The sequence below is a fragment of the Streptomyces sp. NPDC005962 genome, from assembly GCF_040629205.1.
Classification (GTDB): Bacteria; Actinomycetota; Actinomycetes; order Streptomycetales; family Streptomycetaceae; genus Streptomyces.
On sequence record NZ_JBEXVE010000011.1, the window covers coordinates 204,643 to 228,548 of the forward strand.

At 71.7% G+C, this 23,906-nt stretch carries 25 protein-coding genes; 13 read left to right on the forward strand and 12 right to left on the reverse strand.

Features of this window, described 5'->3' with window-relative positions; all coding sequences use genetic code 11:
- Nucleotides 1-5 precede the first annotated feature (5 nt).
- Nucleotides 6-1,118 carry a hypothetical protein gene (locus tag ABZ370_RS20540; RefSeq protein WP_358622664.1) on the reverse strand — a complete coding sequence of 371 codons (1,113 nt, stop codon included), beginning with the start codon at nucleotides 1,116-1,118 and terminating at the stop codon, nucleotides 6-8.
- A gap of 126 nt (nucleotides 1,119-1,244) precedes the next feature.
- On the opposite strand from ABZ370_RS20540, the gene ABZ370_RS20545 reads away from it, so the two are divergent.
- The 4 genes from ABZ370_RS20545 (at nucleotide 1,245) to ABZ370_RS20560 (ending at nucleotide 4,107) form a co-directional block, all read left to right on the forward strand.
- Complete coding sequence (locus tag ABZ370_RS20545; RefSeq protein ID WP_358622666.1) at nucleotides 1,245-1,688, forward strand: hypothetical protein; 444 nt, start codon at nucleotides 1,245-1,247, stop codon at nucleotides 1,686-1,688.
- A gap of 172 nt (nucleotides 1,689-1,860) precedes the next feature.
- Nucleotides 1,861-2,217: a YciI family protein gene (locus ABZ370_RS20550; RefSeq protein WP_358622668.1), complete on the forward strand. Its 357-nt coding sequence runs from the start codon at nucleotides 1,861-1,863 to the stop codon at nucleotides 2,215-2,217.
- Nucleotides 2,218-2,265: 48 nt separating this feature from the next.
- Nucleotides 2,266-3,510: a sigma-70 family RNA polymerase sigma factor gene (locus ABZ370_RS20555; protein WP_358622671.1), complete on the forward strand. Its 1,245-nt coding sequence runs from the start codon at nucleotides 2,266-2,268 to the stop codon at nucleotides 3,508-3,510.
- A 78-nt stretch (nucleotides 3,511-3,588) separates the two neighbouring features.
- A complete protein-coding gene (locus ABZ370_RS20560; protein WP_358622674.1) occupies nucleotides 3,589-4,107 on the forward strand; it encodes a nucleoside deaminase in 519 nt (172 codons plus the stop codon).
- Nucleotides 4,108-4,132: 25 nt separating this feature from the next.
- Here the strand turns inward: ABZ370_RS20560 and ABZ370_RS20565 are convergent, their stop codons facing one another.
- From ABZ370_RS20565 to ABZ370_RS20575, 3 genes are all read right to left on the reverse strand, one after another.
- The gene (locus ABZ370_RS20565; RefSeq protein WP_358622676.1) at nucleotides 4,133-4,657 is read right to left on the reverse strand and encodes a hypothetical protein; all 525 of its coding nucleotides are present in this window, start codon (nucleotides 4,655-4,657) and stop codon (nucleotides 4,133-4,135) included.
- A gap of 101 nt (nucleotides 4,658-4,758) precedes the next feature.
- Nucleotides 4,759-5,367 carry a histidine phosphatase family protein gene (locus ABZ370_RS20570; protein WP_358622679.1) on the reverse strand — a complete coding sequence of 203 codons (609 nt, stop codon included), beginning with the start codon at nucleotides 5,365-5,367 and terminating at the stop codon, nucleotides 4,759-4,761.
- Nucleotides 5,368-5,465: 98 nt separating this feature from the next.
- On the reverse strand, nucleotides 5,466-6,911 hold the full coding sequence (locus ABZ370_RS20575; RefSeq protein WP_358622682.1) for a PLP-dependent aminotransferase family protein: 1,446 nt from the start codon (nucleotides 6,909-6,911) through the stop codon (nucleotides 5,466-5,468).
- Between ABZ370_RS20575 and ABZ370_RS20580 the strand changes: the two genes are divergently transcribed.
- Nucleotides 6,910-7,923 carry a DMT family transporter gene (locus tag ABZ370_RS20580; RefSeq protein WP_358622684.1) on the forward strand — a complete coding sequence of 338 codons (1,014 nt, stop codon included), beginning with the start codon at nucleotides 6,910-6,912 and terminating at the stop codon, nucleotides 7,921-7,923. The genes ABZ370_RS20575 and ABZ370_RS20580 overlap by 2 nt on opposite strands.
- A gap of 117 nt (nucleotides 7,924-8,040) precedes the next feature.
- Entirely contained in the window at nucleotides 8,041-8,241 is a 201-nt protein-coding gene (locus ABZ370_RS20585) for a DUF1918 domain-containing protein (protein ID WP_358622687.1), read from the forward strand.
- 37 nt (nucleotides 8,242-8,278) lie between these two features.
- Here ABZ370_RS20585 and ABZ370_RS20590 read toward each other — a convergent pair whose 3' ends face one another.
- Entirely contained in the window at nucleotides 8,279-9,544 is a 1,266-nt protein-coding gene (locus tag ABZ370_RS20590) for a family 10 glycosylhydrolase (RefSeq protein ID WP_358622690.1), read from the reverse strand.
- A gap of 180 nt (nucleotides 9,545-9,724) precedes the next feature.
- On the opposite strand from ABZ370_RS20590, the gene ABZ370_RS20595 reads away from it, so the two are divergent.
- The 3 genes from ABZ370_RS20595 to ABZ370_RS20605 all read left to right on the forward strand — a co-directional run bounded on the left by ABZ370_RS20595 (nucleotide 9,725) and on the right by ABZ370_RS20605 (nucleotide 14,875).
- Nucleotides 9,725-12,052 carry a xyloglucanase gene (locus ABZ370_RS20595; protein WP_358622692.1) on the forward strand — a complete coding sequence of 776 codons (2,328 nt, stop codon included), beginning with the start codon at nucleotides 9,725-9,727 and terminating at the stop codon, nucleotides 12,050-12,052.
- Between the two features lie 261 nt (nucleotides 12,053-12,313).
- A complete protein-coding gene (locus tag ABZ370_RS20600) occupies nucleotides 12,314-13,966 on the forward strand; it encodes an IS200/IS605 family accessory protein TnpB-related protein (protein ID WP_358622695.1) in 1,653 nt (550 codons plus the stop codon).
- A 48-nt stretch (nucleotides 13,967-14,014) separates the two neighbouring features.
- A complete protein-coding gene (locus ABZ370_RS20605) occupies nucleotides 14,015-14,875 on the forward strand; it encodes a 3-hydroxybutyryl-CoA dehydrogenase (RefSeq protein ID WP_358622697.1) in 861 nt (286 codons plus the stop codon).
- 177 nt (nucleotides 14,876-15,052) lie between these two features.
- On the opposite strand, the gene ABZ370_RS20610 is transcribed toward ABZ370_RS20605, so the two are convergent.
- Together ABZ370_RS20610 and ABZ370_RS20615 are read right to left on the reverse strand one after the other, a co-directional pair.
- Entirely contained in the window at nucleotides 15,053-15,595 is a 543-nt protein-coding gene (locus ABZ370_RS20610) for a GNAT family N-acetyltransferase (protein WP_358622700.1), read from the reverse strand.
- Between the two features lie 21 nt (nucleotides 15,596-15,616).
- Nucleotides 15,617-16,873 (reverse strand): hypothetical protein, encoded by a 1,257-nt coding sequence (locus ABZ370_RS20615; RefSeq protein WP_358622703.1) that lies wholly within the window; start codon nucleotides 16,871-16,873, stop codon nucleotides 15,617-15,619.
- Between the two features lie 176 nt (nucleotides 16,874-17,049).
- Here ABZ370_RS20615 and ABZ370_RS20620 point away from each other — a divergent pair, with 176 nt between their 5' ends.
- The 3 genes from ABZ370_RS20620 (at nucleotide 17,050) to ABZ370_RS20630 (ending at nucleotide 18,944) form a co-directional block, all read left to right on the forward strand.
- A complete protein-coding gene (locus ABZ370_RS20620) occupies nucleotides 17,050-17,643 on the forward strand; it encodes a hypothetical protein (RefSeq protein WP_358622705.1) in 594 nt (197 codons plus the stop codon).
- On the forward strand, nucleotides 17,640-17,807 hold the full coding sequence (locus tag ABZ370_RS20625; RefSeq protein WP_358622707.1) for a hypothetical protein: 168 nt from the start codon (nucleotides 17,640-17,642) through the stop codon (nucleotides 17,805-17,807). Before ABZ370_RS20620 ends, ABZ370_RS20625 begins: the two co-directional genes overlap by 4 nt.
- A 342-nt stretch (nucleotides 17,808-18,149) precedes the next feature.
- Nucleotides 18,150-18,944: a DUF1868 domain-containing protein gene (locus tag ABZ370_RS20630; RefSeq protein ID WP_358622710.1), complete on the forward strand. Its 795-nt coding sequence runs from the start codon at nucleotides 18,150-18,152 to the stop codon at nucleotides 18,942-18,944.
- Between the two features lie 20 nt (nucleotides 18,945-18,964).
- Here the strand turns inward: ABZ370_RS20630 and ABZ370_RS20635 are convergent, their stop codons facing one another.
- Together ABZ370_RS20635 and ABZ370_RS20640 are read right to left on the reverse strand one after the other, a co-directional pair.
- Nucleotides 18,965-19,240: a hypothetical protein gene (locus ABZ370_RS20635; protein WP_358622713.1), complete on the reverse strand. Its 276-nt coding sequence runs from the start codon at nucleotides 19,238-19,240 to the stop codon at nucleotides 18,965-18,967.
- Between the two features lie 186 nt (nucleotides 19,241-19,426).
- Nucleotides 19,427-20,194: an MgtC/SapB family protein gene (locus ABZ370_RS20640; RefSeq protein WP_358622864.1), complete on the reverse strand. Its 768-nt coding sequence runs from the start codon at nucleotides 20,192-20,194 to the stop codon at nucleotides 19,427-19,429.
- 285 nt (nucleotides 20,195-20,479) lie between these two features.
- On the opposite strand from ABZ370_RS20640, the gene ABZ370_RS20645 reads away from it, so the two are divergent.
- The gene (locus ABZ370_RS20645; protein ID WP_358622865.1) at nucleotides 20,480-20,737 is read left to right on the forward strand and encodes a hypothetical protein; all 258 of its coding nucleotides are present in this window, start codon (nucleotides 20,480-20,482) and stop codon (nucleotides 20,735-20,737) included.
- 50 nt (nucleotides 20,738-20,787) lie between these two features.
- On the opposite strand, the gene ABZ370_RS20650 is transcribed toward ABZ370_RS20645, so the two are convergent.
- The 3 genes from ABZ370_RS20650 to ABZ370_RS20660 all read right to left on the reverse strand — a co-directional run bounded on the left by ABZ370_RS20650 (nucleotide 20,788) and on the right by ABZ370_RS20660 (nucleotide 23,775).
- Nucleotides 20,788-21,318, reverse strand: coding sequence for an NUDIX hydrolase (locus ABZ370_RS20650; protein WP_358622716.1), 531 nt, complete (start codon nucleotides 21,316-21,318; stop codon nucleotides 20,788-20,790).
- Nucleotides 21,319-21,410: 92 nt separating this feature from the next.
- Nucleotides 21,411-22,748 (reverse strand): transcriptional regulator, encoded by a 1,338-nt coding sequence (locus ABZ370_RS20655; RefSeq protein ID WP_358622718.1) that lies wholly within the window; start codon nucleotides 22,746-22,748, stop codon nucleotides 21,411-21,413.
- A gap of 28 nt (nucleotides 22,749-22,776) precedes the next feature.
- Nucleotides 22,777-23,775, reverse strand: a complete 999-nt coding sequence (locus tag ABZ370_RS20660) for a PP2C family protein-serine/threonine phosphatase (RefSeq protein ID WP_358622721.1) — start codon at nucleotides 23,773-23,775, stop codon at nucleotides 22,777-22,779.
- Nucleotides 23,776-23,906 lie beyond the last annotated feature (131 nt).

Consider the following 23,906-nt stretch of genomic DNA (forward strand, 5'->3'; position numbering starts at 1 on the left):
CCGCGTCAGGACCGCGTCGCCCTCCTGCACTCGTCCCCCGAGGACTCGCCCCGCCCGACCGGCCCGCTGCGGTCGTACGGGTCGACCTCCGTACCGGCCTCGTCCGCCCGGCGGTCCGTGCCGAAGGGCGGGGTGAAGTAGCCCGTGGGGGCTCCGCAGCCGCCGTTGGTCATGTCGTACTTGTAGGAGACGATCGAGAACGTGCCCGGCTCGGTGATCACCTTGGCAGGGTCGTCCCAGCTCAGGACCAGCTCGCGCCGGACGATCGTGCGCACGATCTCGTCGTCGTCGCCGCCCGCGTCCGCGCCCTCGTTCGCGCGGGTGACCGGGTAGACGAAGGTGACGTCGGCGGTCACCTGGAGCGCGCCGCGCTCGCCCTCCCGGTAGGTGAGGCGGCCCCGGGTCTTCACGACGTCGCCGACCAGGTGGGTACGGGAGGGCCGGAAGCGGCTGAAGAGGAGAAGCGGGTCGCTCTTCTCGCCCGGGGTTCGGAATGCGGTCTTCAGAAGGTCCTGGACGTCCTTCTGGTGCGGGTTGATCAGCGCTATCGCCTTCTCGGGGCGCTCGCCCCGCAGCACCCCGCGGTCCAGGCCGGACGCGACGAGGAAGTCCCGGCTGCGGGCAAGGGCCCGCCTGACCTCGGCCGCGCTCATCCAGCCGACCGCCCCGGCCTTCGGCACGGTGATCCCCGCCGCTCCACTCGCCCAGCTCGCCGCGGGCGAACCGCGGAACGGCTCGTCCACGGTGGGGCGTTGAGCCGCCTCCGCCGGGGGTGCCTGGGCCGGGCGGCCGGTCTCCGCCGCCAGCGGCGGGGAGCCGGGGTCGTCCCCCGCGAACAGGTCCACTATCCACCCCGGCGCGAGCGCCACCACCAGCAGCACCAGCGAGGCCAGCAGCCCGGCCACGTACCAGCCCGTGCGCCGCTTGGGCCGCGCGGGCGAGTAGCCGCGCCAGCCCTCCGGACCGCCGGGCTCCGCGCGCAGCCGCTTCGCCACGTCGCGGGCCCGCGCCGACGGCTCCTTGGGCGCGTCGGCGGCACCCGCCACCGACTCGCGCAGAAACCGCTCCCACTCCTCGTCGGATCTCGACGATCCGTCCGGCCCCGTACCCACACCCATCCCCAACCCCCTGGCATTCAGCAGCCCGCGACCCTCCCCTGGGACGCGTCCGCATAATGACACAGAGCACCGACAACGGGGCCGGCTGGGAGGAACCGGCCTTGGTCTCGCCATGTCCTGGCAGGCATGGCAGAACTTCTCTTCCTGGCCCTGGTCTTCGCGCCGCTCCTGGCGCCCTTCGTGTTCGTGATCGCCGCCGTGGGGCTCGTCCTGCGGGCCTGTCTGCTGCTGCCGGGCAGCGGGTGGCGCCTGCCGGGCGTCACGACGTGCGCGCTGGCCGCGGTCATGGGTGGATCGGCGGCGTTCGGGGCGTACGCGTGGGGGGTGACGAGGGGGTTCTATCTGCTCGACCCGGATCAGTTGTGTACGGCGCGGGGCGCACAGGGCGATCACATCGTGACGCGGGGAACGCTGCCGGTCAGCGCGCGGTGCGTCACGTCGGACGGGGTGGGAACCGAGCTGGTGCCGGGCTGGGTGAATCCCGTGATCTTCCTGGGGCTCACGCTGTTCGTGCTCGCCCTCGTGGCGGGAACCCACGCGAGGGCGCGCCGACGCCCCGCACTGGGGTGAGACCACCCGCGGGCCCGGTGCACATGGGCTGCCCCGTTCGTGCTCCCCGAAGAATTCCGCGAAGATTTTTCCGGGAAGATTTTCCGGGGAGCTGTCGATCCGGGCGTCTCCCGTTCGACGTCAACGGTGAGAGGCGGGGAAAAGCCCCCGCCCCGGCGACCGAGGAGTCACCATGCCGCGCTTTCTGACCCTGATCCGCATCGACGAGAAGAACGCCCCCGCCGAGGGCCCCAGCCCCGAGCTGATGGAGCGCATGGGCGCCCTGCTGGAGGAGATCACCAAGGCGGGCGTCATGCTCGACACGGCCGGGCTCAAGCCCACCTCCGAGGGCACCCGGGTCACCTGGTCCGGCGGCAAGATCGGCTACACCGACGGGCCGTTCACCGAGAGCAAGGAGGTCATCGGCGGCTACTCGCTCATCCAGGCCAAGGACAAGGCCGAGGCGCTGGAGTGGACCAAGCGGTTCCTGGAGACCCACGAGGACCACTGGACCATCACCGCCGAGGTCCGCGAGCTCGACGAGGGCTGATCCGGTTCCGCTTGCCGCACCACCGGGCGGCTGCTCTGATGGGTGGCCGTGACGGCAGCACACGCGACCGCGACGGTCGAAGCGGTCTTCAGGATCGAATCCGCGCGCATCATCGCCGGTGTCACCCGCATCGTGCGGGACGTCGGCATCGCCGAGGAACTCGCGCAGGATGCCCTGATCGCCGCGCTGGAGCAGTGGCCGGAGTCGGGCGTCCCGGACAAGCCGGGAGCCTGGCTCATGGCCACCGCCAAGCACCGGGCGATCGACCTCGTACGCCGCAAGGAGACGTACGCGCGCAAGCTGGCCGAGGTCGGGCGGGCGCTGGAGGACGTACCGGCGCCGGGTCCGGAGGACATCGCGGACCTCGACGACCCCGACGCCATCGACGACGACCTGCTGCGGCTGATCTTCACCGCCTGCCATCCGGTGCTGTCGCCGCAGGCCCGCATCGCCCTCACCCTGCGGCTGCTGGGCGGGCTGACCACGGAGGAGATCGCCCGCGCCTTCCTGGCCTCGGAGGCGGCCGTCGCCCAGCGGATCGTGCGGGCGAAGCGGTCGCTGGCCAAGGCCCGGGTGCCGTTCGAGGTGCCGTACGGCGAGGACCGGGCCGCCCGGCTCTCGTCGGTCCTGGAGGTCATCTACCTGATCTTCAATGAGGGCTACTCCGCGACGGCCGGGGACGATCTGGTCCGCCCGGCCCTGTGCGAGGACGCGCTGCGGCTGGCCCGGGTGCTGGCGGGGCTCATGCCCAAGGAGCCCGAGGTGCACGGGCTGGCCGCGCTCCTGGAGATCCAGGCCTCCCGCATCCCGGCCCGCACCGGCCCGGACGGCGCGCCGGTGCTGCTCGCCGACCAGAACCGGGCCAGGTGGAACCGGCTGCTCATCCGCCGTGGCATCGAGGCGCTGCACCACGCGGGCCACGGCCCGTACGCCCTCCAGGCCGCGATCGCCGCGTGCCATGCGCGAGCGGTCCGCTACGAGGACACGGACTGGACGACCATCGCCACCCTCTACGACCGGCTGGCCGCCCTCACCCCGTCCCCGGTGGTCGAGCTGAACCGGGCAGTCGCCGTCTCGATGGCGGAGGGCCCCGCGGCCGGGCTGGAACTGGTCGACGCCCTGGTGGCGGACCCCGCGCTGCGCGACTACCACCTGCTGCCGAGCGTCCGCGGTGATCTGCTGGAGCGCCTGGGGCGGCGGGCGGAGGCCCGCGCGGAGTTCGAGCGCGCCGCCTCCCTCACCCGCAACGCCCCCGAGCGCCGCCTGCTGCGGGAGCGCGCCGCGCGGGCCTGAGACGCGGGCCGGGGATGGGGACGACTCCGCAGCCTGCTGACGGACCTGCTGGCCGAGGAGCTGACCTGACGGATTAGCATGCGGGCCTCGACAAAGGGGATCACCACCGGGGGAGGCGTCGTGGCGGACGACGACCTGCGGCATCTGCGCCGCTGTGTGGAGCTGGCGACCGAGGCCCTGGAGACGGGCGACGAACCCTTCGGCTCGGTGCTCGTCGGCGAGGACGGGACCGTCCTCGCCGAGGACCACAACCGGGTGGCGGGCGGCGACCACACCCGCCACCCGGAGTTCGCGCTGGCGCGCTGGGCGGCGGCGCGGCTGACCCCCGCGGAGCGGGCCGCGGCCACCGTCTACACCTCGGGCGAGCACTGCCCGATGTGCGCGGCCGCGCACGGCTGGGTCGGGCTCGGCCGCATCGTGTACGCCAGCTCCTCGGAGCAGCTGTCGGACTGGCTCGCCGAACTCGGCGTGCCCGCGCCGCCGGTGCGGACTCTGCCGATCCGGGAGGTGGTGCCCGGCGCGGTGGTGGCGGGCCCGTATCCCGCACTCGCCGAGGAGGTCCGTACGCTGCACCGCCGCTTCCACGGCGCGGCCTGACCGGGGGGCAACGGCCCGACCGGGGTCAGCGGATGAGGTGCACGGTGACGTTGGTGTCCGGCGCGCTGGCGTTGACGGCGTGGACGAAGCCGTGCGCCGTCCGATAGCGGCCGGTGCCGCCGGTGATCGCCAGGTTGATGTCGCCGGGCCCGGCGGCGGTGATGGAGATCAGCCCCTGGATGGTGATGTCGCCGTCGGGGAGGACGAACGTGACCACGCACTGCTGGTCGAAGGAGTCGACGGCGGGCCCGACGCGGGTCAGCGTGCACACCTCACCGAACGTACCCACCGTGGCAGCGCCCTGGAGAAGATCCCCGCTGATGATGAACGCGTCCCCCTGGCTGGGCCCGGGCGTGCCCACGTCGACGAAGCTGCTCTGGGTCTGCCGCGCGACCAGGTCGAAGACCTGCTCCCGCCCGCCGGGGTACAGCGGGTGACCGCCGCCCGGCACGGGGTCGGCGGCGGCCGCCACCGGGGCGGCGCAGACGAGGGCGAGGGCGAGCGCGGCGGCGCGGCCGAAGTGGCGGTCGAAGCGGGGGAAGCGGCGCATGATGAGGGGGTCCTATCGGGTCGTGGTGGCTCTGGCGTCAGCCTTGCGGGACGCGCGGTCCACCGCGACCGGAGATGATCATCCAGGTGAACGCCGCCCGCTCAGCGCGCCCCCTCGCCAGTCGCACCACCCGTGCCGTCCGTGCCGTCTATCCACAGCCGCCACTGTCCGGCACCGCCGGTGAGGGTGACGGTCGACAGCGGGATCACGTCGACGTTCCAGTAGCAGTGCGGCGGTGCCTTGATGGCGTACATCAGGGCGGCGCGTATCACCCCGGGGTCGGCCACCGCGAGCATCTTGGCGTGTTCCTCGACGGGCCGGGTGTCCAGCCAGCCGCCGACCCGGGTGATGAACGCCAGCAGCGATTCGCCACCGTGCGGCGCCGAGCGGGGGTCGGCGAGCCATACGTCGACCGCGCGGGACTCGCGCGCCATCACATCGGCGAGGGTGCGGCCGCTCCAGCGGCCCATATCCCAGTCGCGCAGGGCGAGTTGGACGAGCGGGGTGAAGCCGAGCGCGAGACCGGTCTCCCGGCTGCGCGGCGACGGCGAGCAGTAGCGCAGCTCGGCCGCGGCCAGCGGCAACAGGACGGGCGCGGCACGCTCGGCGGCACGACGGCCCGCCGGGTCCAGCGGCCGGTCGTCGCCGAAGCGCTCCCCGAGCCGTGAGGAAGTCGACCCGGCGGCGACCAGCGTCAGCCGAAACGTCATTGGCGCATCGTATGGTTCGCCGGGCCCCGGGGTGGGCTGCTGCGCGAGATCCGTGGGTGTCCGGGGCCGGACGCCGATCCGCGGCGGGACGCCTTGCCCTACCCCAGGGCCTCGTCGCACGCGGTGCGCAGGCGCCGTACGCCCTCGGCGAGTTCGCCGGTGCCCGCTACCGAGGCGAAGCTCAGGCGGACGTGCGGGGCGGGCGGTTCCGCGCTGAAGTACGGGCGGCCGGGGGCCACGGCGACCCCGGCGCGCAGTGCGGCGGAGGCGAGCGCGGTCTCGTCCGTGCCGTGCGGCAGGCGCAGCCACAGGTGGTAACCGCCGGGCGGCACATGGGGCGGGGGCAGTTCGGGAAGCTCCTGGTGTACCGCCGTGACGAGCGCCTCGCGGCGGGTGCGCAGTTCGGCGGCGACGGTGCGCAGATGGCGCGTCCAGGACGGGGCGCCGACCAGTTCGAGCGCGGCCTCCTGGAGCGGGCGCGGGACGAAGAAGCTGTCCACGACCTGGATCGCGCGCAGCCGTTCCAGCGCCGGGCCGCGGGCGGCGAGCGCGCCCACCCGGAGGCTGGGCGAGGTGACCTTCGTCAGGGAGCGGACGTGGACCACCACCCCGTCGGGGTCGTCCGCGGCGAGGGCCGCGGGCAGCGGGGGCGCGCCCTCGTGGACGAGGTGGCGCGCGAAGTCGTCCTCGATCACGAACGCGCCCGCCTCGCGCGCGATCCGGATCACCTCGCGGCGCCGTTCGGCGGAGAGCACCGCGCCGGTCGGGTTCTGGAACAGCGGCTGGCAGACGACGACGCGGGCGCCGCCCGCCCGCAGCGCCTCGGCGAGCAGATCGGTGCGGATGCCGTCGGCGTCGGCCGGGACGGGGACCGGGCGCAGCCCGGAGGCGCGGGCGGCGGCGAGCATGCCGGGGTAGGTGGGCGATTCGACCAGGACGGGCGCGCCGGGCGGGGCGAGGGCGCGCAGCGCGCAGGTCAGCGCGGACTGGCCGCCCGCGGTGACCAGGACGTCGGCGGCGGCGACGGCACCGCCGCGGCCGCCGATCTCACGGGCGAACCAGGCGCGCAGCTCGGGAAGGCCCTCCATGGGCGGGCGGCCCCAGGCGCCCGGCCGTCGGCCCGCCCGGGCCAGGGCGGCGGCCATGGCGCGCTCGGGCTGGAGGGAGGGGTGCAGATAGCCCGCGTTCAGCTCCAGGATGCCGGGCGGCGGGGCGGCGAGGGTGGCCAGGACGCCCGAGGCGTCGACCGAGCGCGGCACCGATTCGCCCGGCGTCTCGACGCTCAGCGCGACCTCCTGCCACGAGGTGTCCCCGGCGCGCGGCGCCTCGACCCGTGGCGCGGCCCGGAAGGCACCGGCACCGGGCCGGGTGACGACCAGCCCCTCGGCGGCGAGTGCGGCCAGGGCGCGGGAGACGGTGACCGGGCTGACCCGATGGCGTTCGACCAGGGCGCGGCTGGACGGCAGCTTCTCACCGGGAGAGTAGCGGTTCAGCTCCCGCCGGAGCGATTCCACCAGTTCGGCCACACTGCTACGCTCTTGCATGAGAGCACAGGATAGCGCTACTGCCGACGACACGATAGCGGTGAGCGGTGCGGCGGGCCCCCGGCGGGAAGGCGCGGACGCCGCCGGGAGCGCGCACGACCCCGCCCCCGCCGCCGGGACCGCGCATGACCCCGCCTCCGCCGCATCCGCGCACGACCCCGCCGCCCGGAGCGGGACGCTGCTGGCCGCCCTCGGGGTGGTCGCCTTCTCCCTCACCTTCCCCGGCACCGCCTGGGCGCTGGAGGGCCTCGGCCCCTGGTCGGTGACCACCTGCCGGGTGGTGCTCGCCGCGCTGGTGGCCGGGAGCGCGCTGCTGGCGCGGCGGGCGGCGCCGCCGGAGCGGCGCCACTGGCCCGGACTGCTGGTGGTCGCGGCCGGGGTGGTGGTCGGATTCCCTCTGCTGACCACGCTCGCGCTGCAGACCTCCACCACCTCCCACGCCGCCGTGGTCGTCGGGCTGCTGCCGCTCACCACGGCCGTGTTCTCCGCCGTACGCACCGGGGCCCGGCCGTCGCGCAGGTTCTGGGCGGCGGCGCTGACCGGGGCCGCCGTGGTGATCGGCTTCGCGGTGCAGCAGAGCGGCGGCACGCCGACCACCGGTGACCTCTACCTGTTCGGCGCGCTGCTGGTGTGCGCGGCGGGCTACGCGGAGGGCGGGCGGCTGGCCCGCTCCATGCCGGGCTGGCAGGTGATCGGCTGGGCGCTGGTGGCATGCGTACCGGTGGCCGTTCCGGGCGCGGCGATCGCACTGTACGCCGAGCCCGTCCACCTCGGCGGCCGCGCCGTCGCCGGGCTGCTGTGGCTCGCGGTGGGCTCGCAGTTCGTGGGGCTGGTGGTCTGGTATCGCGGCATGGCCGCCATCGGCGTGGCCCGGGCCAGCCAGCTGCAGCTGGCCCAGCCGCTGCTGACCCTGGTGTGGTCGGTGCTGCTGCTCGGCGAGCACATCGGCCCCGCCGCGCCGATCGCCGCCGTCGCGGTGCTCGTGTGCATCGGCGTGACGCAGCGGGGATGACGGGGCGGAGACGCGGGACGGGTGCGAACCGGCGGGGCGATCCCGGTGGACCGGCCATAGACTGGCCACAGGGATCGCATCGCCCTCCGGGTAGCCGTACTACAGGAGGTCACGCAGATGGAGGCGACCGTAGGCGACAAGCTGCTGGTACACGGCAGGGTTGTCGGACTTCACGACCGGACCGCAGAGATCATCGAAGTGCTCGGGAACCACGGCGAACCGCCGTACCGCGTCCGTTACGAGGACGACGGTCATGAATGCCTGTTCTCCCCGGGGCCCGACTCCGTCGTCCGTCACCTGCCCGCCGGACGCCGGTAGCGATAGCGGTAGGGCGGGCCGGGGCCCGGGCTCGGGCTCAGCGGGGCGGACGTACCCGGCACGGATAGTGGTCGGCGACCACACGCGCCATGGCGCCGTTGCGGTCGGCGGCCACTTCCTTCGCCGAGAAGTACACGTTCCCCCGCACCTGTGCATGGTCCGCGCAGAGGGTGAGGTGCCGGGACAGCTCCGCCGGGTCCTGCCAGGGCGCGGGCTGCGCCGGATCGCCCGCCTTGTACAACGCCTCGCCGATGTAGAGCCCGACGCCGGTCCCCCGCACCACCTCCGCCCACCAGGGCACGAGTTTCGCGTAGTCGGCGGCCGCGAAACCGATATTCCAGTACACCTGCGGGACGACGTAATCGATCCAGCCCTCCCGCACCCAGCGCCGGGTGTCCGCGTACAGATCGTCGTACGTCTGCACTCCGGCCCGGGTGTCGGAGCCGAGCGGGTCGGTGGCGCGGTTGCGCCACACGGCGAACGGGCTGACGCCGAACCGCACACCCCGCTTCAGCCGCTTGACGCGTACGGCGGTCTCCCGCACCAGCAGGTCGATGTTGTTCCGCCGCCAGGCGGCCCGGTCGGGGAAGCCCGCGCCGTGGGCCGCGTACGCCACGTCGTCGTCGAAGACCTGGCCCGCCACCGGATAGGGGTAGAAGTAGTCGTCCCAGTGGACGGCGTCGATGTCGTAGCGCGCGACCGCGTGCAGCATCGCGTCCTGGACGAAGCGGCGGACCTCGGGCAGCCCGGGGTTGTAGTAGAGCTTGCCGCCGTACGGCACGACCCAGTCGGGGTGCACCCGGGCCGGATGGGTGGGGAGCAGCCGGGTCGGGTCGGCGTGGTTGGCGACGCGGTACGGGTTGAACCAGGCGTGCAGCTCCAAACCGCGCCGGTGCGCCTCGCGCACCGCCGTGCCCAGCGGGTCCCAGCCCGGGTCCTGGCCCTGCGTCCCGGTCAGCCACTCCGACCAGGGCTCGTACGGGGACGGCCACAGCGCGTCGGCGGTGGGCCGGACCTGGAAGACGACCGCGTTGAGCCTGCGCTCGACGGCGGTGTCGAGGAAGGCGAGCAGCGAGGCCCGCTGTTCGGCGGCGGGGAGGCCGGGCTTCAGTGGCCAGTCGCGGTTGGCGACCGTGGCCAGCCACATCCCGCGGAACTGTCTGTGGCGCCCCTGCCCATCGGCTACCGCCCCGTCCGCCACCGCCTCGTCCGCCACCGCCTCATCCGGCCAGGCTGCCGTGGCGAGTGCCCCGGCAGCGGCGGCCGTCAGGCTGCGTCGTGTGATGCCCGTGATTCGGTCCATGCTCACTCCTCACTCAGGCGCAACTCCCGCCGATGATGGGCGCCTTGGGGGCGGGCGGCAATGGGTACCCCGTGACTTCACTCTTCTCGCACGGCCATCCGGCCGTTAGCATCGAAAGCACGCACGCATGGGAGCGCTCCCAACACCCCACACCCCCACAGGCCCGGAGAGGAAGTTCCCGTGCGCAGCAGAGGCAGCAGCAGAGGCAGGAGAACACCGCTCGGCGCGCTCATGGCCGCGCTGGCACTCGTCGGCGGCTTACTGACCGCGGCCGCCGCACCCGCCGCCGCCCGCCCCGACGACTCCCCCGCCCCACAGCACATGGCGGAAAGCTACAGCTGGAAGAACGTCCGCATCGACGGCGGCGGTTTCGTCCCCGGCATCGTCTTCAACCGCAAGGAGAAGAACCTCGCCTACGCCCGCACCGACATCGGCGGCGCCTACCGCTGGGACCAGTCCGGCAAGCGGTGGATACCGCTGCTGGACTCGGTGGGCTGGGACCACTGGGGCTGGACCGGAGTGGTCAGCCTGGCCAGCGACCCGGTCGCGCCGGAGAAGGTGTACGTGGCGGCCGGTACGTACACCAACAGCTGGGACCCGGGCAACGGCGCGATCCTGCGCTCCTCCGACCGGGGCGCCACCTGGCAGTCGACCGCGCTCCCCTTCAAGCTCGGCGGCAACATGCCGGGCCGCGGCATGGGCGAGCGGCTGGCGGTCGACCCGAACCGGAACAGCGTGCTGTACCTCGGCGCCCCCAGCGGCAACGGCCTGTGGCGCTCGACCGACTCCGGGGTCACCTGGTCGAAGGTGACCGCCTTCCCCAACCCCGGCAACTACGTCCAGGACCCGAACGACACCAGTGGCTACGCGAGCGACAACCAGGGCGTGGTGTGGGTGACGTTCGACGAGCGCACCGGCTCGTCCGGCAGCGCCACGAAGACCATCTACGTGGGCGTCGCCGACAAGGACAACACGGTCTACCGCTCGACCGACGCGGGCGCCACCTGGTCGCGGGTGGCCGGTCAGCCCACCGGCTACCTCTCCCACAAGGGCGTCCTCGACACCAAGAACGGCTACCTCTACCTCACCACGAGCGACAAGGGCGGCCCGTACGACGGCGACAAGGGCCAGGTGTGGCGGTACGCCACCGCGACCGGCGAGTGGAAGAACATCAGCCCCCTGGCGGACGCCGACACCTACTTCGGCTACAGCGGGCTCACCGTGGACCGCCAGAAGCCCGGCACCCTCATGGTGACCGGCTACAGCTCCTGGTGGCCGGACACCCAGATCTTCCGCTCCACCGACTCCGGCGCCACCTGGACCCGGGCCTGGGACTACACCAGCTACCCGAACCGGTCCTTCCGCTACACCCAGGACATCTCCTCCGTGCCCTGGCTGAATTTCGGCACCAACCCCACACCGCCCGAGGTCACTCCGAAGCTGGGCTGGATGACGGAGGCGCTGGAGATCGACCCGTTCGACTCCAACCGGATGATGTACGGCACCGGCGCGACCGTCTACGGCACCGAGAACCTGACCGCGTGGGACTCCGGCGGCCAGGCGAAGATCACGCCGATGGTGAAGGGCCTGGAGGAGACGGCCGTCAACGACCTGGCCAGCCCGCCGTCCGGGGCCCCGCTGCTCAGCGCGCTCGGCGACATCGGCGGCTTCCGCCACACCGACCTCGACGCGGTTCCCGCGAAGATGTACACCTCGCCGTCGTTCACCACCGCCACCAGCCTCGACTACGCCGAGACCAGCCCGAACACCGTGGTGCGGGTGGGCAACAACGACACCGCGCCGCGCATCGCCTTCTCGACCGACAACGGCGCGAACTGGTTCCAGGGCACCGAGCCGCCCGGCGTCACCGGCGGCGGCACGGTGGCCGCGGCGGCGGACGGCAGCGGCTTCGTCTGGAGCCCGGACGGCGCGTCGTCCGTCTACCGCACCACGGGCTTCGGCAACTCCTGGACGGCGTCGAGCGGCATCCCGGCCGGAGCGACCGTCGAATCCGACCGCAAAAACCCCAAGAAGTTCTACGGCTACAAGTCGGGCACCTTTTACGTGAGCACCGACGGCGGCGCCACCTTCACCGCCAAGGCGTCCTCCGGGCTGCCCGCCGAGAGCGTGCGCTTCAAGGCCGTCCCCGGCACGGAGGGCGACATCTGGCTCGCGGGCGGCACCGCGAGCGGCGCGTACGGGCTGTGGCACTCCACCGACTCCGGCGCGACCTTCACCAAGCTGCCGGGCGTCCAGCAGGCCGACACCATCGGCTTCGGCAAGGCCGCCCCCGGCGCCTCGTACCAGACGCTCTACACCAGCGCGAAGATCGGCGGGGTACGCGGAATCTTCCGCTCCACCGACACCGGGAAGAGCTGGACCCGGATCAACGACGACGCCCACCAGTGGGGCTGGACCGGCGCCACCCTCACCGGCGACCCACGGGTCTACGGCCGGGTCTACGTCGGCACGAACGGCCGCGGCATCCTCCGCGGAGACCTGTCGTAACCGCCTCGTCGGCGCACCGTGAACACGGGCGGGCCGGGACCGCGTCAATGCGGCCCCGGCCCGTCCGCCGTTGCTAACCGGGGGGTGGAAAGCTGCCGCCGAGACCTACTCACGCGTGTTCTGGCGTGAATGCGTGCGCTTCCGTGACCGCGCGAAGGACCTTGGCGGGGAACGGAGGTTCTTGTGTCGAATGAGTGACCTTTACGAGAAGTGCTCGTTGGTTGTGGTGGCGGGATCTTCGATATTCGGGTGGGGACGCGGATGGGCGGGTTGCGTGATGTGGCGGCACCATTCGTGGTGCCGGGTCCGTCCGGAGTGGCCATCCGTGGCAGTCTCAAGGGTCTGACCGGGCAGGACGAGATGGTCCTGCGTCTGATCGGTAGCCTGCTGGGCTCCTTAGCCTCCCGGGACTGGAAGGCCCGCTGTGCTGCGGGGCCGGATCATGACAGTGACCAGTGGGCGCGGCGCAAGCGGGCGTTGACCGGACAGTGCTCCTCGCGCTGGGCGGGCAGTATCACCAAGGCCACGCATGATCAGTGGGCGCTGGCCCGACGCGGTCAGCTCGCGTATATCCAGTCCCTTGAGGCCGGTGTTCGTACGATCGCTCATCGGCTGTCGCTGCCGGTCGGGGCGAAAGGGGCCCGGGGCTTGCCGGGTAGTTACCGTTCCCGGCAGGAGTGGTTCGCCAAGTCGCGGCGCCTGCACCTGCTGCAAGACCGGCTGCAGCAGGAGCGGGCCGACCGTGAGGCCGGACGTGTGCGGGTGGTGCGGGGCGGCAGGAAGCTGCTGCGCAACCGGCACAACCTGCAAGCCGCCCGGCTGACCGAGACCGAGTGGCGTGTGCGGTGGGAGGCTGAGCGCTGGTTCCTCCAGGCCGATGGCGAGTCCGGCAAGCGGTATGGGAACGAGACGATCCGCGTCAGCCCGGACGGTGAGGTGAGCATCAAGCTTCCGGCGCCGCTGGCCGGGCTGGCGAACGCGTCCCACCGCCGGTATGTGCTGGCCTGCCGGGTCGGCTTCCGGCATCGGGGCGAGGACTGGGCAGACCGTATCGCGGCCGACCGTGCCGTGGCCTATCGCATCCACTTCGACGTGGAGCGAGGCCGCTGGTATCTGACCGCCTCCTGGAAGATCCCGCCGGTGAGGACGGTGTCTCTGGAGGCGGTCCGGTCCGGCGGGCTAATCGGTGTGGACACCAATGCTGATCACCTGGCGGCGTGGCGTCTGGACGTCCACGGCAACCCGGTCGGCGAGCCCCGCCGGTTCGATTACGATCTGTCCGGCAGCGCATCGCACCGGGAAGCGCAGGTGCGGCACGCCCTCATCCGCCTCCTGCACTGGGCCAAACGTCACGGAGTGGCCGTCGCGATTGAGGACCTGGATTTCGCAGCGGAGAAGACCCGCGAGAAGCACGGGCGCAGGAAGTGGTTCCGCAAGCTGATCTCCGGCATGCCTACGTCCAAGCTGCGGGCACGACTGGCATCGATGGCCGCCGAACTCGGCATCGCCGTCGTCGCCGTGGACCCGGCCTACACCAGCCGCTGGGGCGCCCAGCACTGGCAAAAACCCCTCACCAGCAAGAACAGGAAGACCACTCGCCACCATGCGGCAGCGGTGGCGATCGGAAGGCGCGCCCTGGGGCACCCGATCCGGCGACGGACGGCACCGCCCCCGCATCACCAGAGCGATGGTGCGGGGCATCGGGCCGTCCAGGCCGCATCAGGCATCCCGGGGCGTGAGGAAACCCGCCCCCGCATTCCCGGACCACGGACACGATCCGTCGGCACCAGACGCGGAGCGAAAGCGGGCGACCAGGGTACCCACAACCGTTCGGGGCACCCGGCTGAGCACGAGTCCTGGCACCAGGACTCACTCCCGCTCAGTCTCACTAATGCTAGGAACGGTAACGTCTGATCGATACGGGGAGCACCACACGACAGCTAGCTCAGCGAAAGGCACGATGTGACCGACATCGAACGCGTCGGAGTAGTGGGCTGCGGCCAGATGGGAGCGGGCATCGCGGAGGTGTGCGCGCGGTCCGGCCTGGAGGTCATGGTCGCCGAGACCACCGGCGAGGCCCTGGAGATCGGCCGTACCCGCCTGACCACCTCCCTCGACAAGGCCGCCGCCCGCGGCAAGATCACCAAGGAGGAGCGGGACGCGACGCTGGAGCGGCTGAGCTTCACCACCGACCTCGGGGAGTTCGCCGACCGCGATCTGGTCATCGAGGCCGTCGTCGAGAGCGAGCAGATCAAGACGCAGATCTTCCAGGTCCTGGACCAGGTGGTGACCCGCCCCGACGCGATCCTCGCCTCGAACACCTCGTCCATCCCGCTGGTCAAGCTGGCCGTCGCGACGTCCCGCCCGGACCACGTCATCGGCATCCACTTCTTCAACCCGGCCCCGGTGCAGTCGCTGGTCGAGCTGATCCCGGCGCTCACCACCGGTGAGGAGACCATCAAGCGGTCCGAGGCGCTGGTCGAGAACGTGCTCGGCAAGCACGCGATCCACGCCCTGGACCGGGCCGGGTTCGTCGTCAACGCGCTGCTGATCCCGTATCTGCTGTCCGCCATCCGGATGTTCGCCTCCGGCGTCGCCACCCGCGAGGACATCGACAACGGCATGGAGATGGGCTGCGCCCATCCGATGGGCCCGCTCAAGCTGTCCGATCTGATCGGCCTGGACACCATCGCGGCCATCGCCGACTCGATGTACGGCGAGTACAAGGAACCGCTGTACGCCGCTCCCCCGCTACTGCTGCGCATGGTCGACGCGGGGCGGCTGGGCCGCAAGACGGGCTCGGGCTTCTACGAGTACGCCTGACCAGCGCTAACACCTACGCTGGGCGATCACCGGCAGACCCCGGTGGGCATCAGCAGGGGCCGCTGCTTGAGAGTCGGATAGCGGCCCCGACTGATCGTTTATGCCGCCAGGGAGCTCTCAGGGAGTTTCGGTGGGGGTTCACGCATCTCGGCCTTGCCTTCAGGCCGGGCGAAGCCGTCAGCGCAAAGGCAGCACCAGCGCGTCATACCGCGGTGAGTCTGAGAACGGCTGTATCTCGCCGACGAGGCGATACCCCCACTTCTCGTAAAGCGCGCGCACCTTGCGGCGCTCGTGATCCACCAGTAGGGAAGCCCGCTCCTCAGCGCGTTGCCGCATCAGTTCGTCGTGGATGCCGCGAGCTACGCCCTTCCCTCGCCAGGGCAGCCGGACCATGATCTCGCACAGGCCGAACGTGCCGTCGGAACCGTAGTTGCGCACGCTGGGCTCGACCGGGCTCAGCATCTCGCGCCACTCGCGGACGCTGTCCAGGCGCCCATAGGCGTAGCCGACCACTTCGCCGCCAAGTTCTCCGACGACACACGTCCAGTCGCCGCCTGAGGCGTGGCCGGACAGCCGATCGTCGAACCGCTCGATGGAGAAGAACGGGTCAGTCGCGGCCTCCTTCGCCCAGACCTCGGCGTACACGTCGAGCAGCGTCGAGCGAATCTCGGGCAGGTGGGCGCTCTGGTAGGTGCTCAGCGTGATGACGTCGGCCTTCATGCGGTCATCTCCTGGTGGCGATCAACGAACTCCGAGCTCAGGGCTGCCGGGAAGCGGGTTTTCCATGTCACGCCGGACCTGGGCCAGGGGCCCGGCCCACCGAGGGCTGCGTACTGCGGGGAGCAGATCAAGGGCCTGATGCCCGGAGACGAGGGCTTCGTCCAGTTCCCCACCCGCAAGGAGACTCCGGGCGAGACTGACGTGGGTGGCGAACTGGTTGCGGCGGAACGCGGGCGCCAAGTCGGTGAGCGCATCCCTGTCAGCTTGAGCCGCCTTGGCGTAGTCGCCCAGGTTGTAGAAGCACAGGGCGACCTGTCCCGCCAGTTCGCCGGGGCCGCAGAACGCGAGCCATGGTGGCGTCTCGTCGTGCTCCCGGTCCATCTCCTGTTCGGCGCGGTGGAGTGACTGACCGCACCGCCCTTTCTCACCGTCCACGGAGCACCCAAGAGCGACACGGGTATGCAGGAGGGCGGACAGGCGACGGTGCCGCCGGTTGCGCGTGGCGTCGAGCGCGGCCCTCGCGATCGCAACCGCCTCGGCGCCGTGTCCAAGGTCTACGGCCTGCCTGCTCATACCCGCCCAAATGCGGGCCTGGAGCGTGGAGTCGCGGGCCAGCAGGGCGTAGCGCAGGCCGGTGTCCCACCAGTGGCGGGCCTGCTCATACCGGCCGGAGTCGTACGAGAGCCAGCCGGTCTGTTCGCACATTTCCCCGAGAGTCTGATGGAGACTCGTCTGGACGCGGCCGCCGTAGGTGCAGCGCCTCATGGAGTATTCGACGTGCTCGACGTATCGGGCGGCGACCTCAGCCAGCTGCGCGCTGCCGTGCTGGGCGTCAAGGGCGACCAACCGCGCCTCCGCGCCGCGGATTCGAGAGATGTCGCTCATGCCCAGGCGTCCCGATTCGGGAAGGGTCGGCAGGGCTAATAAAGTGCCGAGTCCAAGGATGAATTTGCGTCGGTACACGGGCGGTTCCTGACGCCGGAAGGGTACTGGTGGTCGCACAGTAACCCCGGCAGGGCCGCTGACGGGAGGGCGGAACCCCAGCTCGACGGCGCTTCGTCCGAATACAGCCTCCAGGCCGAGGCGACTGCGTTCCCTGGGCCAGGTGACGTCGCCGCTGAGCCAGCGGCCCACGTGGCGTGCGGTGGTGGTCCCGAGTACGGCGGCACCCCTTTCCGTAACGGCATTGATCGCTTCCGCGAGCCCTTCGCGCGTAAGCCCGTATTCGGTCATGAGCTTGCGCAGTGCGACGTTGCGACGGCGGCATGGATCAGACATCAGCTCTCCCTGCTGTAACCCACGCCACCGTAGCGGGGTCGTGACACTGGGTGAAGAGAAGTGTCCCTGTCCCATGAAGTAACGCGCGCTCGGACATCCTTTCCGCCGATGGGCACCGCGCGGCACGGTGATGACGCCAGGGATGTTCCCTGGCCCGCACACGCACGGAGCCGACCATGACGACCAACGCCCTGCCGTGGACCCCGCCGAACACCGAGGACGTCGAGGCGTTACCGGTGGGCAAATGGTGGGACGCCGTGTCCGCACCCACCGCCGTCGCAGACCGCGCTCTGGAACTCCTCGGGCAGGACTCGGGCGCCGTGATCCAGGACGACACCTACGGGAAAACCTACTGGCTGATCGGCATCGACACCGCCCGCAGCTGGGGCATGCGCCAGGTCCGCGTCCTCACCGAACTCGCCGACGAAGGCACCCTCCTCGGCGTTCCGCCCGCCTCCTGGCGGGCGGAACGCATGACGTACTGGCGCATCCCCCTCGCCCCGGACCGGTATCTCACCGGCCCCGACCACCTGGCTCGTGCCCTGCGCCGGGCTGTCGACGAAGTCCTCGGCCCCGTCCCCTCAGGCCGACAGCTCTGCTACCGCTGCCAACTGCCCACCGACGAACCGGTCCAGGTCTCCATCGAGCACAGTGGCAGTGTCGCCGGCGCGACCGTCTACGTCTGCCCCACCCACGCCCGGGACTACCCACGCGATGCCGTGAACCAAGCCGCCGCCATGCGCCGCGCCCTCGACCGGGGCAGGCGATGACGGCCGCCGACCCGTTCGCCGACGAGACGTGGTGCGCTGCCATCAAGCACGCCGCGGACTTCCAGGACTGCAAGACCCCCGGCGCGGGATGCGAGACGGGTGAGCAACTGCTGCACGCCTACGAAGAGGCCACACAACGGGCTCGGGCAAGCGGGGCGACATGAGCCACCGCCTGCAGTCTCGGTCCGAGCGTGCCGCGGCGCTCGTCCTCCCCGCGCCGGACGTGACCCCAGTGGCCTGCCCCCTTCAACCCTGCGGTCGGCGCGCGACCGCAGGCTACAGGGCGACGGGGCTCCGGACCGGAGTCCCGTTCAGACAGTCCCCGCCCCGACCGCCCGTTAACGGTGAGGACAGAGCGGGCCCGTAGGACGGTCAGGCAGGCGTGGGCGGCCGTGGCCAGGGACAAGCTCACAGTGGCTCCGCCTGGGTGCAGCCCTGGGGCCATCCAACGTTCAGGTCGCCCCGGCACATTTCGCCTGTCCGGGCCTCGACTCAACAGGAGCGACATGTCTACCCCCAAACGCCGAGGCGTCCTCTTCGGCGCTGCCGGCGCTGCCGCCAGTCTCGCGATTGCCCCGGCCACGGCGGTTGCCGCCGCGCAGCGCCCCGGGCGGCGCGAGCCGCTGGCCGCCGGACCCGGCAAGAAATGGGACCTCGACGGCAACGCGCAGCGCTTCCGTGGCAACACGTTTGTCTGTCCCGTGCCCCAGGACTCGGCCTTCTTCCACGCCGAGACCGAGGCGATGAAGATCATGAAGCGGTCCTCCCTCGCCGACCAGTACGCCTGCCTGCCGCGCCAGAGCATGCATATGACGGTCTTCGACGCCACGACACAGGACGACATCAGCAACAAGCGACTCCCGGCCTGGCTCGCCGACTGCACGGATGTCTCCGAGGTGTCCCAGCGGATCTTCGCGCGCCTCCAGGAGTCGACGCTGACCCCGGTCGGCCCGATCACGATGAAGGTCAAGGGGTTCCGTCCCTTCGACGCCAACTTCACGATGGACCTCACCCCCGCCGACGACGCCACCTTCACCACACTCTGGACGACCCGACGGGAGCTGAGCGCCCTGCTGGAGATCCGGGCGTCGGACTTCGAGACCTACCAGTTCCACTCGACCATCGGTTACCGCCTGGTCAAGCCGCTGGCATCCGACGTGCCGCCCATGGCGCGACTGGCCGCGAAGTGCTCCGCACTCTTCACCGGCGACGCCGCCACCGTGACCATGGAGCACCCGGCGTTCAACCTCTTCGACGACATGCTCGCGTTCCCGCGGTTGTGGCGGCTGCCGAAGGCCTGATTCGCTTTCACGCTGCGGACCTAGGTGTTCTGCCGGTCCTCTGCCTCGTGCGCACGCGAACGACGGCTGCGGAGGCGTTCCAGGACGGCCGCGCCGAGGAGTACGAGCCCGATGGCGACGATTTTGCTCCCCTGGTAGCCGGCCGCCGGGTCGTCCGCGGCGCCGGAGCCCAGGAACTCCCACAGCGCCCAGGCGATCCCGGTGACGACGAGGAGGACGGCCCCCACCGGGCCGATGCCCCACCACCACGGCGTCTGGGGATGCTCGTCGGATTGGTCGCGTTCGTCGTGCGCCAAGGTTGTTCTCCAGGTCATGAGGCGGGTAGCGGTGCCCGGCGCCGTCACGGGCGGGCAAAAGGAGAGACGGGTGGCGCGAACCACCTGGTTGCCTGCGGCGCTGTTCCACCGCCTGCCGCAGCCGGCGCGGCAGTTGCGCGCCAGGCGCCGCGAGCCCGCCGCGATGCAAACGACGTGCCCCGGCTGTCAGTCGGCCGTGTCCAGATCCTGCCCCGCGTCCGCGCCGAAGACGCCGTCCAGCTCGGAGATGTCCGCGACCAGCCGGAGCACATCGCCGGTGCCCTCCAGGGCGAGCTGTACCTCGGCGACGCCGGTGTCGGCGGGGCGGGCCTCCTCCTCGGCACGGACCACCCGGGTCGAACGGTCCGGGCCCTTCCAGGGCGCCCGGTCCACCCGGACCCGCTCCACCGTGAACCCGGCGGCGGTGCACAGCTCCAGGACGCGCGGCAGCAGCCCGCTGCCCACCCGGTAGGAGAGCTGCACCTCGATCCGCTCGGCCGACCAGACGGTCGACATTCGGCGGGTGAGCAGTGGATAGCCGCGGACGACCAGGAAGTGGACCGCGGTCGCGGCGGTGGCCAGCAGCGCCAGCCCGCCACCGCAGGCCATGCCCACCGCACAGGTCAGCCAGATGGTGGCGGCGGTGGTCAGACCGCGTACCGCGTCGCGCCGTACGAAGATCAGGCCGCCGCCGATGAAGCCGATGCCGGAGACGATCTGCGCGGCCACCCGGGAGGGATCGAGGGTGATGTGTTCGCGCAGCAGCACATCGGCGAAGCCGTACTGGGAGACCTGCATGAACAGCGCGCTGCCCACGCCGACCAGGGTGTGGGTGCGCAGGCCGGCGCTCTTCTGCTGCACCGCCCGTTCGAGTCCGATCAGGGTGGACAGCACCAACGCGACCCCGAGTTCGGCGAATTGCCGGGCTCCCTGGTCGGCGCCGAACTCCCACATCGGAGCGGCGATCTGTGGCACGTCGCACCTCACTCTCCGGCCGGGGCCTCGCTCTCCGGCCTGGTCTTCGACGATTCCACCATCAGTACCCGACAGTGCCCCCAGGACACGGGAAGCCGAAGGGTAAGCGGACCTGACGGTTCCGGGCGGCTCGGAATTCGCACGGGGTGTGCGCCGGTGACTCACACACAATCCCCACACACGCTCCCGCACCCCTTGGTGATGCGCTTGACTCGGAGCGTGAACAGTGCAGCACGGACGTACATCCGGAAGGGGAGCAAACCCGTGACCACCGAGCCCGAGCAGGCCGCGTTAGCCGTGGAGCTCGCGGAACTCCGCCGGAGCGTCGAAGTGGGCTTCGCCCGCGTCGACGGCCGGCTCATCTTGCACGACCACCGCGGAGAGCAGTCGGAGGAGGAGCTGAACCAACTGGGCGGGCGGGTCCGCGTCCTGGAGCACGGACGCTGGCCGCTACCCTCCATCGCCGCTCTGACGGGGGTATCCGCGCTGGCGCTGGCGGTGTGGCAGGCGGCGGGACACTAGCCGTCACCGGCCGGTCGTCCCGGCGCCTGCCGTGGCCCGCGCGGTGGGGGTCAGCCCAGGCGGATGTGGTGGAGCAGCAGCAGGGCAGCCGCCATGTTCGCCGCGGGCACCTCACCGCGCGCTACCAGGTCGGGCACCAGCTTGAGCGGAACCCATTCGCGGCGGTCCGACTCGAAGTCGTCCTCCGGGGGGCCGACGTACTCGGCGTCCTCGGCCCAGTAGATGTGGTGCCGGGCGTCGGTGAGCCCGTTGGACGGCTCCACGGAGAGCAGATGGCGCAGCGGGCCGGGGCGCCAGCCGGTCTCCTCCTCCATCTCGCGCGCCGCCGCGCCCTCGATGTCCTCACCGTCCTCGACGACGCCCGCGGCCAGTTCCCAGCCCCAGTTGTCGGTGATGAAACGGTGCCGCCACAGCAGCAGTACTTCGTTCGCCTCGTTCACGACCGTCGCCACGGCAACCGGCCGCAGCCGGATCAGATAGTGGTCCAGATGACGGCCGTCGGGGAGTCTGACGTCAGCGAGGTTGACCCGGAACCATCGGTTCTCGTACACGGTCTGCTCCGTGAGATTCTTCCATCGCATTGGCTCGGCCACCTTCCGTCGGAGAGATGGCAATCCTCGGCCACCCGCTGACGAGGGCGCGGCCCACATTCGGGCCGCGGTGGCGGCCACGGTCAGAACGGAACGCGCAGGGCCCCGTCGATGAGTTCCGCGGCCTCGGACGTCGCGGCGCAGTCGTTGGCGGCCAGATGCTCGCGTACCGCGCGGAGGCGGTCGCGTAACCTCTGGGACTCCATCCCCCGGGCCCTTTCGGTCATCTCGACCGCCGTGGCGCCCGCCCGGTCCGCGTCTCCCTGGCGCAGTTCGATGTGGGTGAGCATGGCCAGCCGGTGCACCCGGCCCCGGTCATGGGCGGGTGTGCCGACGGCGGCGGTGGCGTGCTCCCGGGCGGCGCCGAGGTCGCCGAGGCTCAGCAGGGCCTCCGCGACCTGGATGTTGACCAGGCCCGGCTGCACATAGCCGGTCTCGTCCGGCTCCTGGCCGGGCCGGATGCGGTCGGCGGCGGTCTCGGCGCGCCGGATGCAGGCCAGCGCGCTGTGCCCGTCGCCGAGCCGCGCGTACGACTTGGCCTGCATGGCGTACAGGTCGGCGGCGAGCGCCGGGGTGATCTGCGACCCGGCGGCGCGCAGCGCCGATTCGGCGAACGCGACGGCCTGCCGGTACTCCTTCATGAACAGGGACTGGGTGACGAGCAGCGCTATCACATACGCGCCCAGGCCCCGGTCCCCGCTGGCCTTGGCGAGCCGCAGCGCCTGGTGGAAGTAGCGCTGGGCCAGGCCGTGGGCGTTGGAGTCGTACGCGCAGATCCCGGCGATGGCGACCAGCCCGCCGGTCGCCCGGTGCAGCTGGCGGCCCATGTCGTCGGCGTAGGCGCCGCGCAGCAGGGGCGCGGTCTCGGAGTTGAGGAAGCCGACGACCCGGGTTCTGGTCGCGATGCCGCCTGCCTTGCGGTACATCTGCTCGTAGTGGGCGCGGGCGGCGCGCAGCATCTCGACGTCGGTCATGGACACGCGCGTGAGGCCGTAACGGGAGACGTCGGAGTCCTCGGGCGGGTTCTCCCATTCCCACACCGGGATCACGGCGGGCGTGCCGGTGACCGCGGCGGCTCCTATGATGTGCGGGCGCTGCTGTTCGTCGGAGCGCCACAGCGCGGTGGCGCGCTCGACGAAACCGGAGAGCGAGGTGGCGGGGGCGCGCGGGGTGCCGGGGGTGCCGAGACCGATGTCGTCGAGGGTGAGGGCGCGGTGCAGCCGCTCGCCGAGCACCTCGCAGATGAGGTCCGGCACTTGGCCGCGCGGCCGCTGTCCCTTCAGCCAGCGCGCCACCGCGGTGTGTTCGTACCGCAGCTTCATGCCGCGGGCCCGGCCCGCCTCGTTGATGTGCGCGGCCAGCCCGGCGTGGGAGATTCCGGCCTCGTCGAGTACGGAGTCGAGCAGTGTGTTGGGCTCCATGTCGCCCTCCCGGTGGACTCTGCGCCTATCAGCGTAGTGAAGTCCGCTTCACACGGGGTGTGAAGGTCGCGGGCAGCGGGCAGCGGTCGTTGCGCAGCGCCACCAGGGCGATGTCGTCGGCGAGCCGCCCGCCGGTGTGGCGCAGCACCGCCGCCCGCACCGCCGCGACGACCGCCGCGGGGATGATGGGGCCGCTGCCCGCGGCCTCGCCGAGGGCGTGGCGCAGCGGGAAGAACGTGCCGTGGGCGTCGCGCGCGTCCTCGGCCCCGTCGGTGTGCAGGACGAGCGCGTCCCCGGGGCGCAGCGCGGTGCAGCGCGCCAGGGGCAGTTCGGCGGGCAGCGGGAAGAGGCCGAGCGGGGGCAGGACGTCGCCGGGCGTGATCTGCCGGGCCAGCGCCGGGCCCACGGGCTGCTCGTAGAGCCGGTACGGCCAGGGGTGGCCGCAGTTGAGCGCGGTCACCTCGCCGCCGGGGCCGATCTCCAGCAGCAGGACGGTCACGAACTCCTCGCCGCCGTCCGCGCCGAGATGGCGCCGCAGCGCCCGGTCCAGCCGCCTGAGCACACCGGCGAGTTCGGCCTCCTCGTGCGCCGCCTCGCGGAAGCTGCCGAGCACGGCGGCGACGGTGCCGATGGCGGCGAGGCCGTGCCCGCGTACGTCCCCGATGACGGCGCGGAGCCCGTGCGCGGTGGCCAGCACCTCGTACAGATCGCCGCCGACCGCGGCGCCGCGGCTGGCCGACAGATAGCCGCGCGCCATCTCGATCCCCTCCAGCCGGGACGGCAGCGGCCGCAGCACCACCTCCTGTGCGGCGGCGGCCACTTCGCGGACCCGCTCCAGCTCGCGCACCAGCCGTGAGCGGCGCCCCCGATACGCGTACGCGAAAGCCAGGGCGGGGACGGCTGACAGCAGCGGGACCAGCAGCGGATGGTGGGGGCAGTACCGCTGCCAGACGACGGCGCAGAGCAGCCACACAGCCGAAAGCGCGAGGCCCACCCTCCGCCCGCACACCGCCCTGGTCTTGATCATGCGCAGCCCCCACTCCCAGCCAACCGCAACGATTCTCGCGACAGCGACTGCCAAAAGGACCAGGAGCTTCCGATTCTCACCCGATCAGGTGAAGTTGTGGGCAATCGTTCCGCCGGGGGGCACCTCCCAGC